General features: G+C 68.6%; 13 protein-coding genes and 1 pseudogene. 8 read left to right on the top strand and 6 right to left on the bottom strand.

Annotation, left to right across the window (positions count from 1 at the left end; all coding sequences use genetic code 11):
* Positions 1-2 precede the first annotated feature (2 nt).
* A complete protein-coding gene (locus OG729_RS03580) occupies positions 3-1,256 on the top strand; it encodes a sensor histidine kinase (RefSeq protein WP_405804228.1) in 1,254 nt (417 codons plus the stop codon).
* A gap of 69 nt (positions 1,257-1,325) precedes the next feature.
* Positions 1,326-3,263: a transglycosylase domain-containing protein gene (locus OG729_RS03585; protein ID WP_405804230.1), complete on the top strand. Its 1,938-nt coding sequence runs from the start codon at positions 1,326-1,328 to the stop codon at positions 3,261-3,263.
* 6 nt (positions 3,264-3,269) lie between these two features.
* Here the strand turns inward: OG729_RS03585 and OG729_RS03590 are convergent, their stop codons facing one another.
* The 5 genes and pseudogenes from OG729_RS03590 to OG729_RS03610 form a co-directional block, all read right to left on the bottom strand.
* A complete protein-coding gene (locus OG729_RS03590) occupies positions 3,270-4,040 on the bottom strand; it encodes a TetR/AcrR family transcriptional regulator (RefSeq protein ID WP_405804232.1) in 771 nt (256 codons plus the stop codon).
* 32 nt (positions 4,041-4,072) lie between these two features.
* Positions 4,073-4,990 (bottom strand): SDR family oxidoreductase, encoded by a 918-nt coding sequence (locus OG729_RS03595; protein ID WP_405804234.1) that lies wholly within the window; start codon positions 4,988-4,990, stop codon positions 4,073-4,075.
* A gap of 94 nt (positions 4,991-5,084) precedes the next feature.
* Entirely contained in the window at positions 5,085-5,831 is a 747-nt protein-coding gene (locus tag OG729_RS03600) for an SDR family oxidoreductase (protein WP_405804236.1), read from the bottom strand.
* Positions 5,832-6,089: 258 nt separating this feature from the next.
* Complete coding sequence (locus tag OG729_RS03605; protein WP_360865150.1) at positions 6,090-6,464, bottom strand: peptidase inhibitor family I36 protein; 375 nt, start codon at positions 6,462-6,464, stop codon at positions 6,090-6,092.
* Positions 6,465-6,617: 153 nt separating this feature from the next.
* Positions 6,618-6,926: pseudogene (locus OG729_RS03610) on the bottom strand (MFS transporter); the annotation flags it as partial.
* A 171-nt stretch (positions 6,927-7,097) separates the two neighbouring features.
* Here OG729_RS03610 and OG729_RS03615 point away from each other — a divergent pair.
* On the top strand, positions 7,098-8,360 hold the full coding sequence (locus OG729_RS03615; RefSeq protein ID WP_405804237.1) for a ricin-type beta-trefoil lectin domain protein: 1,263 nt from the start codon (positions 7,098-7,100) through the stop codon (positions 8,358-8,360).
* Positions 8,361-8,519: 159 nt separating this feature from the next.
* Positions 8,520-10,700, top strand: coding sequence for an RICIN domain-containing protein (locus OG729_RS03620; protein WP_405811033.1), 2,181 nt, complete (start codon positions 8,520-8,522; stop codon positions 10,698-10,700).
* Positions 10,701-10,723: 23 nt separating this feature from the next.
* Here the strand turns inward: OG729_RS03620 and OG729_RS03625 are convergent, their stop codons facing one another.
* Positions 10,724-10,888, bottom strand: a complete 165-nt coding sequence (locus OG729_RS03625; RefSeq protein WP_405804239.1) for a hypothetical protein — start codon at positions 10,886-10,888, stop codon at positions 10,724-10,726.
* Positions 10,889-10,909: 21 nt separating this feature from the next.
* On the opposite strand from OG729_RS03625, the gene OG729_RS03630 reads away from it, so the two are divergent.
* The 4 genes from OG729_RS03630 (at position 10,910) to OG729_RS03645 (ending at position 14,074) form a co-directional block, all read left to right on the top strand.
* Complete coding sequence (locus OG729_RS03630; RefSeq protein WP_405811034.1) at positions 10,910-11,266, top strand: EamA family transporter; 357 nt, start codon at positions 10,910-10,912, stop codon at positions 11,264-11,266.
* 232 nt (positions 11,267-11,498) lie between these two features.
* Positions 11,499-11,906, top strand: a complete 408-nt coding sequence (locus OG729_RS03635) for a DUF485 domain-containing protein (protein ID WP_405804241.1) — start codon at positions 11,499-11,501, stop codon at positions 11,904-11,906.
* Positions 11,903-13,516: a cation acetate symporter gene (locus OG729_RS03640; RefSeq protein ID WP_360865166.1), complete on the top strand. Its 1,614-nt coding sequence runs from the start codon at positions 11,903-11,905 to the stop codon at positions 13,514-13,516. The genes OG729_RS03635 and OG729_RS03640 overlap by 4 nt, the downstream gene beginning before the upstream one ends.
* Positions 13,517-13,561: 45 nt before the next feature.
* Entirely contained in the window at positions 13,562-14,074 is a 513-nt protein-coding gene (locus OG729_RS03645; protein WP_405804243.1) for an SRPBCC family protein, read from the top strand.
* Positions 14,075-14,087: the final 13 nt, after the last annotated feature.

A 14,087-nucleotide genomic window follows, 5' to 3' on the forward strand; every position in this document is an offset into this window, starting at 1 on the left:
CCATGCCGTTGAGATGGCGTATCGCCGCCCTTGTCGCCGCCGCCATCTGCGCGGTCGCTGTCGCCGTCGGCGTTCTTGTCCACCACGCCTCCCGCGACCGGGAGATGTCCCAGGCCCGCGAGGCGGCCCGCACCACCCTCGACCGGGCCGCCATCACCTATACCCGCAGCGGGACGGTGCAGGGCACCGGTGCCGCCCTCGACGCGCCAGGTCTGCCCGCCGGGCTGCGAAACCTCGCGGCCCGCGGCCGGCAGGGGACGCAGTACGCGACGGGTCCCGCCGGTCCGGCCATGTGGGCCGCGCGCCCCGCGGGCGGGCAAGTGCTGTCCGTTCGCATCGACATGACCACCACCCTGCGCGACATCAGCGCACTCGACGCGACCATCGCCTGGGCCGGGGCCCTGACCACCGCGGCTGTGCTGCCGCTCGGTGTGGTCAGCGCGGGGCGGATGAGCCGACGGCTCCGTACGGCCGCGGGGACGGCGCGGCGCATTGCCGACGGAGACCTCGACGCCCGTATCGATGCCCCGGCGCGCCCCAGCGACGAGATCGGCGAAATCTCCACGGCCGTGGACACCATGGCCGCTGCCCTGCAGCAACGCCTGCGCAGCGAGCAGCGGTTCACCGCCGATGTGGCCCACGAACTGCGTACGCCCCTGATGGGCCTGGTCACCGCCGCCGAACTGCTCCCCGAGGGGGACGAAGCGGCCGGGTACGTCCGCAACCGGGTGCGTGTCCTTGCCGCGCTCGTCGAGGACCTGTTGGAGATCTCCCGGCTCGACACCGGGGCGGAGGAGGCCGACCTCTCCCCCTGCCCTCTCGGCCTGCTGGTGAAGGACATCACCGCCCGCACCGGCCTGTCCGTACAACTCGTTTGCGCAGACGGAACGGACGGAGCGGACGGAACAACGACGGTGTGGACCGATCCACGCCGGCTGGAGCGCATTCTCACCAATCTGATCGTCAACGCACACCGGCACGGTCTCGCTCCGGTCACCGTCACGGTGACAGCGGACGGCAGGACCGTATCGGTACGTGACCACGGTGCCGGCTATCCGGACTCGGTGTTGCAGGACGGGCCGCAGCGTTTCCGTACGGGCGCCCGCGAACGCGGCACAGGCCATGGCCTGGGGCTGACCATCGCCCTCGGTCAAGCCGCAGTCATCGGCGCGGCACTGGAGTTCGCCAACGCACCCGGCGGCGGTGCACACGCCACCCTCCATCTCCCGGAACCCGAGCCTCCGATACACGGCTGATACATCTCCGAGGCCCAGCCGATGTCTCCCTTTGCGTTTACGAAGATCTTCGGCGCTGAGGATGGCGCCATGCGCACCAGTTGGAGTCCGAAACGGACGGTGGATCGGCAGAAGGCGAGCGAGATCAGCAGCGAGATCAGCGAGGCGTGGTCGCCCGCAGAGGCGAGAGGGACGGCCCGCCGGGGCCGGTCCGGGCGTCGGGGCCGGCGGAAGACTCCCGCCCCGAAGCGGACCGGAATCCGCCGTTTCCTCAGCTGGCGGAAGGCACTTGCCGCCCTGATCTGCGTCATCGCCCTGCTGATCGGAGGGTTCACCGTCCTCTACGTCGCCATCGACATACCCCAGGCCAATGCACTGGCCAAGGCGCAGAGCAACGTCTTTCTGTTCAGCGACGGCAGCCGCCTCGCCCGCACGGGGGAGATCAACCGGGAGACGGTCCCGCTCAGCAGGGTGCCCGAGGAGGTTCGGCGCGCCTTCGTCGCGGCGGAGAACAAGGACTTCTACAGCGACTCCGGCGTCTCGCTGTCCGGAACCGCCCGCGGCATCGTCAGCACGGTCACCGGCAAGGGCAAGCAGGGCGGTTCGACCATCACGCAGCAGTACGTCAAGAACTACTACCTGAGCCAGGAGCAGACCGTCAGCCGCAAGGTGAAGGAGCTCGTCATCTCCCTCAAGGTCGACCGGCAGTACTCCAAGGACGACATCCTCGCCGGGTACCTCAACAGCAGCTACTACGGACGGCTCGCCTACGGCGTGCAGGCCGCATCGCGTGCCTACTACCACCGGGAGGTCGAGGAGCTGAGCGTCGAACAGGGCGCGTATCTGGCCGCGTTGCTGCAGGCTCCGAGCCAGTACGACTGGGCCATCGCGAGTCCCGAAGGCAAGCAGCTGGTCACGGCGCGCTGGAACTACGTACTCGACAACATGGTGGAGGAGGGCTGGCTGGACAGGGGGAAGCGGCAGGCGATGAAGTTCCCCGTCCCGGCGGCGCCGGCACCGGCGTCCGGGCTCTCCGGTCGGACCGGCTATCTGGTGGATGCCGCCACGCGAGAGCTCATGGCCTCCGGCGTCAGCGAACAGGAGCTGGCCGGCGGTGGCTGGCGCATCACTCTCAACATCGATCCGGACAAGCAGCGAGCGCTGGAGCAGGCGGTCGCCTCGGGGCTCAGCGGTGTGGCGGGGCCTGAACCGGAATCGGGGTCGGGGTCGGAGTCGGAGTCGGAGTCGGGCAAGGTGGCCGGGGCGGCGGCCGCCGACGCCAACCAGCAGGCCGGAGCCGTATCGGTGGACCCGAAGTCCGGCCGTATCGTCGCTCTCTACGGCGGCCGTGACTACCTGCGCCACTACGTCAGCAACGCGACCCGCTCCGACTACCAGGCCGGCCCCACCTTCGAACCCATCGCCATGGCCGCCTCCATGGAGGCCAAGACCAACACCGACGAGGACCCGTCAGACCTGTCAGCAACCGAGGACAACGTCCAGCAGACCGCCAAGGCGCTCGGCATGGACGTGAGTAAGGACGACTTCGCATCGCCGGAGGCGTTGTCGCTGGGGCTGATGGGAGCCAGCCCGATGGAACTGGCCGGCGCCTACGCCTCCTTCCGCCACGACGGCAAGAAGATCACCCCGTCGATCGTGAAGTCCGCGGAGCGGGACGGCGAACGTACCCAGCTGCGCAGTGCGATAGGCGAGCAGGCGATCACCTCCCAGACCGCCGGGTTTGTCACCTCGTACCTGAGTGGGACCCTCGGCCGACGCGACGACCGCGATCCCACGTTCGCGGCCGCTGGAGAGGATGCCAGGACGACGACCTCGGGCCGTACGGACGACCGGAAGGCCGAGTGGTTCGTCGGCTCCGCCGACGACCTCGTCACGGCGATCGGCCGCTTCGGCGAGGACGCGAAGACTCAGAAACAGGTGACCCTCAAGAACATCGGCGAGGGGTACCCCGCACTGATCTGGGGCACCTACACCAAGCAGGCCCTGTACGGAGCGAAGCAGCGCTGACTCGTCTCACGCCCGCGGGCTCGGCTCCTGGACGGCCGAGTCCTCCGGCACCGGGGCCAAGGGGGTGTTCGAGAGCCGGTCCAGCCATTCGGTCATGAGGGCCGTTTCGGCGGTGCTGAGCGCCTCGCCGTGCGCCTGGCGCAGCAGGGTGCTCAACCGGGCTGCCGCGGACGGCACTTGAGCCTGTTCCGCGCCGGTGCCGGGTGCTTCGGCCGCGGTGCCGGTGCCCAGCGCATCCGGTGTGAAGATGGCGGCGTGCACCGAGTCCCGTACCCGCCGCGACAGGCTCGGGTCCGTGAAGGTCGAGGGACGGGCGACAAGCATCAGGGCCACGCCGACGTTGGCCGACATGACGATCTGGGCGGCGAGTTCCGGGGTGAGTCGCAGCTTTCCCTGGGCGGCGACCCGTTCCAGGTCGCGGGTGAGGATCTGATGGGACTCCAGCGCCGCGGCCGGCGGTGTGCGCACCGCGGGAGAGTTCATCAGCCGGTACAGATTCGGGTTCTGCAGGGCGAACTCCACATGGGTGTCCCAGCCCTTGCGCAGGTCCTCGACGGGGTCCGTACCGGGGCTGCGCCTGCGCTTCGTGGCCAGGTACTTGTCGAAGCCGTAGTCGACGACGGCAGACAGCAAACCCTCTTTGTCCCCGAAGTGCCGGTAGAGCGCCGGCGCCCCCACCTGGGCGGCCTCACATACGGCCCGGGTGGACACGTCTCCGTTCTCCGACTGGGCGACCAGGTCGGCCGCCACTTCCAGGATGCGTGTTCGGGTACTCATCGGCTGGACGCTATCAAGCCGGCGTAGCGCTGCTACGGACGGGTGCTCGCCGGGCGCGTCGGGCGCGTCGGGCCGAGCAGGTCCTCGAGTCCGATCCGGGTGAGGAACTGGGCGCGGATTTGGTCGGCAATGTCACTGACCTCTTCGGCCCCGTCGCCCGCGGGGTCTATGTGGACGCGGAAGGGGCGGCTGCCGTGCGGGGTGTCGACGACCTTCACGATGGCGTCGGCGACCAGGGACACGTCGGCATCGGCGGGGGCCAGGGCTGCCAGGCGCTCGGAGACCTGCTCCATGAGGCCGGCATAGCGGGACTCGTAGTCGGGGATCACGGTCTGCTCGGCAGGGTGCCCGCCGGTGGCGAAGTGGTTGGTGCCCGAGGTGAACGCGCCCGGCACGACGATGGACGTCTCGATGTTGAACCGGGCGAGCTCCGCCGCGTAGGAAACGGCGAGTGAATCCATCGCGGCCTTGGCGGCGAAGTAGGGGGCGAGGTAGGGCGGGGTGCCGCCGCGGGTGGAGGTCGATCCGACCCAGAGGACCAGACCGTGCTCCTGGGCGCGCAAATGAGGCAGGGCGGCGCGGTTGACGCGTTGTGTCCCGAGCACGTTGGTGTCGTAGACCGCGGCGAGTTCGGCGGGTGTGAAGGCCTCGGTGGGACCCGTGACCATGTGTCCGGCGTTGTGGACCACCACGTCCAGCGAACCGGCCTCGGCGAGAATGGTGTCCATCGCGGCGTCGGCCGACTCCTGGGAGAGCACATCCAGTTCGACGGTGCGCAGGTCCACATGGTGCTCGGCGGCGTAGGCCCGGGCATCGGCGACGCGGTCGGCGTTGCGCCCTTCGGTGTTGCGCATCCCTGCGTAGACAGTGTGTCCGGCCCGGGCCAGCGCCCGTGCGGCCAGGGCTCCGAACCCGGAACCGGCACCCGTGATGACGATCGTCTTGCCCATGACGCAACTCCTCGGTCTATTGAGCGGAAGGTCTGAGCGGAAGGTCTGAAAGGGGAAGGTCCCTGGGGGAAAGGGTGGGGCGGGCGGGCGCGGATCAGACGATGCCGCCGTTGGCGCGCAGGACCTGGCCGTTGACCCAGCGACCGGGACCGGCGAGGAACGCGACGACCTCGGCGATGTCCTGCGGGGTGCCCAGACGCTCGAGCGGCGCCTGCCCGGCCAGCTTGGCGATGGTCTGCTCGTCCTTGCCGTCCAGGAAGAGAGCGGTGGCAGTCGGTCCGGGAGCCACGGCGTTGACCGTGATGTCCCGCCCGCGCATCTCCCGGGCCAGGATCAGGGTCATGGCCTCGACCGCGCCCTTGGTGGCGGCGTACGCGCTGTATCCGGGCAGCGCCAAGCCCAGTACGGAGCTGGAGAAGTTGATGATCGCCCCGCCGGCCCGCAGTCGGCGCGCGGCCTGCTGGTCGACGACGAACGTCCCGCGGATATTGGTCCGGTGCATGCGGTCCAGGGCGTCGAGGTCGGTGTCGACCAGCGGGGCCAGCGTCATGACACCGGCCGCGTGCACGACCACGTCGACGCCGCCGTACGTGTCCTCGGCGAGGTCGAAGAGAGCCGATACCCCCGCTTCGTCAGCCACGTCGGCGCGAAACGCGATTGCCTGTCCCCCGGCGGCGCCGATGGCCGCCACGGCCGCTTCGGCCTCGGCCTGGTTGCCCGCGTAGTTGATGACGACCGCGAAGCCGTCCGACGCCAGTCGCTCGGCGCTCTCCCGGCCGATGCCGCGGGATCCGCCGGTGACGATCGCGACCCGGCGTGAGGTGGTGGACTGCTCGCTCATGGCATCGCTCCCTGTCCTGGTGGGATGGCGTTCTCCACCCCGACAGAATCAACGCTAACACCATTTCGTTAGCAACGCTACCCACGTCCGTAGCGATGTTACGGCTCGGCCCGCTCGTGGGGGCGGAAATGGACCTGGCCGGGCTCCGGGCCCGGGCAGCACCGCCCGCAGCGGAAGCCTTCGCGATGCCGAGAGAGGCCTGTCGACGCGAAAGTCGGCAAGCCCCCAGCGGTCAACCGGCCGTCCACGACGGCGCGACTAGCACTCGCCGCGCCAGACGACCTTCACGATGCGGGTCCCGGGGGCGGCGTTCCCCTTGTACGTGCCGGGGCCCGGGTTGTAATGCAGGCACACGGTCTCGGTGCCGCCCTCCACGGCGTACGTCATGTTGACGTGATCAGCGCCGGGGTAGCGTACGCCGTTGTTGAATGCGGAGCGGAAGGCGACATTGCCGCTCCAGTTGCCCGCCGCCTTCACCACGAGTGAGCCGGTTTGGTTCTCGCCGCTGTAGGCGCAGAAGTAACCCTTGGGACAGCCGGGCGGGTTGGGCTCGGCCGAAGCGGACGGTGCGGCGGCCATGACTCCGGTGAATGCGGCGGCAGTTGCGAGAATGCCCACGACTTGTTTGCGCACAGTGGCGCTCCTTTGCATAAATTGCGGAAAGGGTGCTCTCACTCCTGGCCCGGAATGGGCAGGAGCCGCATTTCATGCTGGCAGCGGCCACATGACGTCGTCACGCACTTCGATGACGCTTAAAACGTCCCGCGCGAATCAGCGACGGGTGAATCAGCGACGGGCTGCCGGGACAGCTGCCGTTTCAAGGGCGGAGGCGCTGACCACCCGGCTGTGGGTGGTCACTTCGCGGCGTTCGAGCAGCCGCGAGAGGACGGCGAGGGCGAGCGCGGATGCGGCAAGGACGGCGCCGAGCCAGGCGGAGAGCGCATTGCCGAGGTTGAAGGCGCCGATGTTGACGGCGGAGGCCAGCGTGGGCGCGCCCGCTTCCTGGTCCAACACCCGCTTCTGGAGCGGCGGCACGGTCGCGAAGCCCAGCGCGCCGATGAGGAAGATGGTGATCGCGGCAGTGAGCGTGTCGTGGCGGCCTGAGCAGACTTCCCGGCGTGGTCCATACCAAGACCTTGACAGTCACTTAGTTCACTTCTTAAATCACGGAGTGAGCTAAGTGCCTCCACCCCGCCCCGCGTTGCCCCCCACGCCGTTCAGCCCATCTGGTCTGTCATATACATGCCAGACCTGGAAGGGAGAGTCATGGACTCCCCGCGCTCACCGCGACGCCTGCTCCTCTCTGTTCTCTCGGTCCTCGCCCTGGCGACCGTCACCACCGGCCTCACCCAGGGCGCCCCCGCCCCGCCGACAGCCGCGGCCGCGCCGGCCGCCGTGACGTTCGCCGACGAATTCGACGGTCCCGCAGGCTCCGCCGTCGACGGCGGCAAGTGGCAGATCGAGACAGGCGACAACGTCGACAACCACGAGCGGCAGTACTACACGGCGGGCAACCGCAACGCCGCTCTCGACGGCCAGGGTCATCTGGTCATCACCGCCCGCCGCGAGAACCCGGCCAACTACCAGTGCTGGTACGGCAGATGCGAGTACACCTCCGCCCGGCTGAACACGGCAGGCAGATTCACGCAGACGTACGGACATGTCGAGGCCCGTCTGAAGGTGCCGCGCGGCCAGGGCATGTGGCCCGCCTTCTGGATGCTGGGCAATGACATCGGCCAGGTCGGCTGGCCCAATTCGGGCGAGATCGACGTCATGGAGAACGTCGGCTTCGAGCCCTCCACCGTCCATGGCACACTCCACGGCCCGGGATACTCCGGCTCCGGCGGCATCGGCGCCGCGTACTCGCTGCCCGGTGGACAGGCCTTCGCCGACGCGTTCCACACGTTCGCCGTCGACTGGGCCCCGGACTCGGTCACGTGGTCCGTGGACGGCACGGTCTACCAGCGGCGTACGCCCGCCGATCTCGGCGGCCGTACCTGGGTGTTCAACAAGCCGTTCTTCCTGATCCTGAACCTCGCGGTCGGCGGCTACTGGCCCGGCGACCCGGATGGCAGCACCGTCTTCCCCCAGCAGCTTGTCGTCGACCATGTACGGGTCACCACCAGCGACAGCGGGCCGGGCACGGCCGCCGCCATCACGGGCCTCGGCGGCAAGTGCGTCGACATCGCCGGGGCCAACAGCGCCAATGGCACACCCGTACAGCTCTACGACTGCAACGGCACGGCGGCCCAGCGATGGAACGTCGGCAGCGACGGCACCCTCCAGGCCCTCGGCAAATGCCTGGACGTCACCTCCGGCGGAAGGGCCGACGGCACCCCGACCCAACTCTGGGACTGCAACGGCACAGCCGCCCAACGCTGGAACGTCACAGCCGCCCACGACATCGTCAACCCCCAGGCCGACAAATGCCTGGACGCAACCGGCAACAGCTCGGCCAACGGCACCCGCCTGCAGATCTGGACCTGCACCGGAGCCGCCAACCAGAAGTGGACGGTGGCAGGCCGATGAGCCCATGGGCTTCTCGACGCAGCCCCTGGACTTCACCCGCGTCCTGACCGCCGTACAACCGCTGACCCCACCAGCACAGGAGAAATCGTGCTTCGATCGCAGCGCAGGCCCAGAGCGGGCCGTCACACCTTCAAGGCCGGCCGCAGGACCCGGCCCCTCTTGGCCGCCTTCGCCTTGGCGGCCTCGGCCTTCTCGGTCCTGGTCGCAGTGCCGTCCAGCGAGGCCGCGACGCCTCACAACGCAGCCCGGGCAGCCGCGTTGCCGACCGGTTGGGCAACCGTGGTGAACAGAGGCAGTGGCAAGTGCCTGGACGCCCGCTCGGCCGCGACCGCGAACGGCACCGCCGTACAGCAGTACGCCTGCAACAACACCACAGCCCAGCAGTGGAGTTTCACCGCCACCAGCGACGGCTTCGTCCGGATCAACAACCACAATGACCCGGCTCAGGTGGTGGACGTGAGCGACGTGTCCACCGCCGACAACGCGGCCGTGCACCTGTGGACGTACGGCGGCGGCAGCAACCAGCAGTGGCAGGCGGTGGACGAGGGCGGCGGCGCGTACCACTTCGTCAACCGCAACAGCGGGAAGTGCCTGGATGTCCCCTCCGCCTCGACGGCGGACAGCGTCCAGCTCGTGCAGTACACCTGCAACGGCACAGCGGCCCAGCGGTTCCAGGTTGCACCGGTGAGCACCGCTCCCGCCGATGTCGACCTCGGTCCGAACGTGGTCGTCTTCGACCCGTCGATGCCGTCGTCGACCATCCAGAACCGGCTCGACTCGATCTTCCAGCAGCAGGAGACCAACCAGTTCGGCTCCCAGCGCTACGCGGTCATGTTCAAGCCGGGCACCTACAACAACGACGTCAACGTCGGCTTCTACACCCAGGTCCTCGGCCTCGGCCAGTCACCCGACTCGGTGACGATCAACGGCGCGGTGCACGTCGAGGCCGACTGGTTCCCGCCGCAGAACGCCACCCAGAACTTCTGGCGCGGCGCCGAGAACCTCTCGGTGAACCCGTCCGGCGGCACGGACCGATGGGCGGTGTCCCAAGCCGCTCCGTACCGGCGCATGCACGTCCGGGGCAATCTGGCGCTCGACGACGGCGGTTGGGCCAGCGGCGGCTTCATGGCCGACACCAAGGTCGACGGCCAGGTGCGGTCCGGTACCCAACAGCAGTGGCTGACCCGTAACTCCCAGCTCGGCAGCTGGACCGGCGCCAACTGGAACATGGTCTTCGTCGGCAGCCAGGGCGTTCCGGCCACCAGCTTCCCCAGCCCTCCCTACACCACCGTGAACCAGTCACCCACAGTCCGTGAGAAGCCCTTCCTGTATGTGGACGGTGCCGGCGCCTACAAGGTGTTCGTACCGGCTCTGCGGGCCAACTCCTCAGCCACCACCTGGGCAGGGGGCAACGCCGCAGGCACCTCCCTCGGCATGGACCAGTTCTTCGTCGTGAAGCCCGGCGCGAGTGCCGCGCAGATCAACGCCGCGTTGGCGGAGGGCAAGAACCTGCTCGTCACCCCCGGTGTCTACCATCTGAACCAGACCCTGCGGGTGACCCGTCCCGACACGGTGGTCCTCGGGCTCGGCCTCGCCACGTTCGTCCCGGACAACGGCGTCACCGCGATGACGGTCGCGGACGTCGACGGCGTCAAGGTCGCGGGCATCCTCTTCGACGCCGGTACGACCAACTCGCAGACGCTGATGGAGGTCGGCCCGTCCGGCTCCTCCGCGGGACACGCGGCCAACCCGACGTCCCTGCACGATGTCTTCTTCCGCGTCGGCGGCGCCGCGGTGGGCAAGGCGACGACGAGCCTGGTGGTCAACAGTGACAACGTCATCGGCGACCATATGTGGATCTGGCGCGGCGACCACGGCACGGGCATCGGCTGGAACAGCAACACGGCGGACACCGGACTTGTCGTCAACGGCGACAACGTCACCATGTACGGCCTGTTCGTGGAGCACTACCAGAAACATCAGACGCTCTGGAACGGCAACGGCGGGCGCACCTACTTCTACCAGAACGAGATGCCGTACGACCCGCCCAACCAGGCCGCGTGGATGAACGGTTCGACCCAGGGCTATGCCGCGTACAAGGTCGGCAGTCAGGTAACCAGTCATGAGGCATTCGGGCTCGGCAGCTACTGCTTCTTCAATGCGAATCCGAGCGTGACGGCCGAGCATGCCTTCGAAGCTCCGAACAATCCGAATGTGCGCTTCCGGAGCATGGTGACCGTATCGCTCGGCGGCACCGGGACGATCCGTCATGTCATCAATGACCGGGGCGGACCGTCCAGCTCTTCGACGAATGTGGCCAACCTCGTCAGCTATCCCTGACTCCGGCAGTCAAGGCTCGTTTCCTACTGGGCGGCCGCCTCCCTCAAAGCGTCGAGCAGTCCGCGCAATGCGGGCTGTGGCAGCGAGGTCTTCCGCACCGCCGCGTGGATTGTGCGGACCGGTTCGGGTCCCCGGACCTTGCGTGCGACGACTCCGGGACGGCGGTTGCCCAGTGAGATGCGCGGCATCAGGCTGACGCCGCGACGGCACTGAGCACGACGGCCCTGCCGGCCGGTGGGGTGGAGTCCGGTCACATCACCGCGGTCGGTGTGATCGCCGTGGTCATCCTGGGGATCTTCGGGACCGGCTTCACCTTCGCTCTCAATTACCGGCTGATTGCCGATGAAGGCGCCACAAATGCCGCCACCGTCGGCTGTCTGCTGCCTGTGGTCTCCATCGCACTCGGGGCACTCGTGCTCGACAAAGCGCTCGCATTCCGGACCGTCGCGGGGATGGTCGTCGTGCTCGCCGGCGCCGGTCCGGCTCGGTGGCAGAAGCGGACAAATTCTGCATCGCCGCTTGTGACAGCCGGGCAGGCCGTCGGCTCGCGGACCGCGGTGCGCTGACGAGTGGCCGCGGAGCACTCGGCAGCGGCCCGTAGCGCCGAATGTCCGAGGGCCGGCAGGGCCCCGGTCCGCCAGTTGATTCACCCGCTGACCGACCGAACAGTTCATGCAACAATGCGGCCGTCGCTACCCACGGGTAACGAAGCGCTCCGCCAGCATGCCCTGCCCCTGCCCCTGCCCCTGCCCCTGCCCCTGCCCCTGCCGCACCGCACAGGCACGAGGAACCAACGCGATGTCGTACTACTCCACACCACCCTCATATCCCGAGTTCCCCGAGCCACAAGGTCACGCCTTCCACTCCTGGCAGGAGCCCGCGGCCCCGCCCCCGCAGCCGCCGGTCGACCCCCACCGCGACATCCGCGCCCTGAGCGCCGCGTACAAGCGGCTGCGCCGGGTCGCCACCCTGACGGCCCTCGGGTACTTCGTGCTGTTCCTCTTCCTCTCCGCCTGGGCGCCCGGGCTGATGACGAGCAAGATCACCGGCGGCCTCAACATCGCCCTCCTGCTCGGTCTGATCCAGCTCCCGGTGACGCTCGTAGCCGTCGCCGCGTACGAGCGGACCGCGCGCCGGCGGGTGGACCCGCTCACCGAAGCCGTACGTCTCCAGGCCGCCCCGACCACCCAGGGAGCACGCCGATGAACGGATTCGGCTCCGAGACCCAGACCATGTCCTTCGTCGCCTTCATCGCGGTGACCACGGTGACCTTGCTGCTGTGCGTGATGACCGGACCCGACCGCGACGACCTGGAGGAGTTCTACACCGGCTCCCGCTCCCTGTCCCCCATGCAGAGCGGCCTGGCCATCGCCGGCGACTACATCTCCGCCGCGAGTGTGCTGGGCACCATCGGCGTCATATCGCTGCTCGGCCAGGACGGGCTCGTCCTCGCTCTCAGCACCGCGCTCTCCCTCGTGCTGCTGATGTTCCTGCTGGCCGAACCGCTGCGCAACGCCGGCCGGTTCACCATGGGCGACGTACTCACGCGTCGCGCCCCGAGCTCCGCCGTGCGCATCACCGCGTGCGTCGTCACCCTCCTCGCCCTCTTCCCTCTGCTGATCTTCCAGCTGGCGGGCGCGGGCGATCTGCTGGCCTTCGTTCTCGGGATCAACGCCGCAGGCTTCAAGACCGGGTCCATTGTGCTGCTCGGCCTGCTGATGATCATCTACGCGGCCATCGGCGGCATGAAGGGCACCGCCTTCATCCAGATCGTGAAGACCGTCGTGCTGCTCGCCGCGGCCGTCGCCATCGCCGCGCTCGTGCTGAACCGCTTCGACTTCAGCATCCCCTCGCTGCTGGACGCGGCAGCCCGCGGGAGCGGTGCGGGCGACGCGTATCTCGCCCCCGGGCTACAGTTCGGCGGCGACGGGCTCGACATGATCAGCGCCCAGCTGACCGTCGTCCTCGGCGCGGCGTGCCTCCCACACATCACGATGCGTATGTTCAGCTCCCGCAGCACACAAGCCGTGCGGCGCTCCATGTCCTGGGCCGTCTCGACCGTCGTCGTGATGTGTGTGCTCAGTGCCGTGATCGGCTTCGGCGCCGCCGCGATCGTCGGCCGTCAGCAGATCATGCTCGGCGACCCGCAGGGCAAGACCTCGATCCTCATGGTCAGCCGGGCGGTGATGGGCGCCGATGTGTCGGCCTTCGAGACACTGCTGTTCACGGCCATGACCACGGCGATCTTCCTGACGCTGCTCGCCTCCGTCGCCGGCATCACGCTCGCCTGCGCCAACACCCTTGCGCACGACCTCATCACGCACGGTCTGCGCCGCAGGCGGACTTCGCACGACAGGATCGAGATGATGCTGGCCCGTGGGACGGCAGCCGCGATCGGCCTCGCCGCGATCTTCCTCGCGGCTGCCTCCCGGCATGTGAACCTGCAGGCCATGGTCACCCTCTCGTTCTGCCTGGGCGCCTCCGCCATCGCGCCCACGCTGATCTACAGCCTCTTCTGGCGCCAGTACAACCGCAGCGGGCTGCTGAGCACGCTCATCGGCGGCACGGCGAGCGTGCTGATCCTCATCACCGGCACCACGCTCGTCTCGGGTTCCCCTCAAGCGATCTTCCCCGACGACGACTTCACCTGGTTCCCGTACACCACTACGGGCCTGGTCTCCGTCCCCGTCGGATTCCTCGCCGGCTGGCTCGGCACTGTCCTCACCCGGGACACGTCAGCGGCTCTTCGCCGACGGGACGACGAGTACGACGTCGACGCCTCGATCCTGGCCGACGCGGGACGACCGCAAGGATGATCGCCGACGACGCTGTCCGCCCATGCCCACGATCGGAGTCGTTCCATGGCACGCACGTACTCGGTGTCGGACAGCGTCGTCATCGACGCCGACCCTTCGGCGATCTACGCGAAGGTCAGCAATCCGGCTCTGATGGGCCGCTGGAGCCCTGAGAACCTTGGCGCGACGGTGCCCGACGGCGCACAGGAGGCGTACGTGGGCATGGTCTTCGACGGCCACAACAAGCGGGGGCCGATGGGTTGGACCACACGCTGCACGGTGACCGTGGCGGATCCCGGTGAGCGGTTCGCCTTCCGGGTGCGAGGGATAGGCAGGCGCAAGCCTGTACTGCCCGGTCGCATCGCCACCTGGGAGTACCGCTTCGAGCCGGTCGAGGGCGGAACGCGGGTCACGGAGATCTGGACGGACGACCGGCGCGCCTGGCCGGATGCCCTGGCCAACGCGTTCGACAGGCTCGCCACCCGCGGGCAGGTGTTCGCCGACTTCCAGCGCGCGAACATACGCACCACTCTGAGCAACCTCAAGAAGGCGATGGAGACGACGCCCCCCACCTCCTGAGAGGGGCTCCGGT

Origin of the sequence: Streptomyces sp. NBC_00210, assembly GCF_045160975.1 — a bacterium.
Classification (GTDB): Bacteria; Actinomycetota; Actinomycetes; order Streptomycetales; family Streptomycetaceae; genus Streptomyces.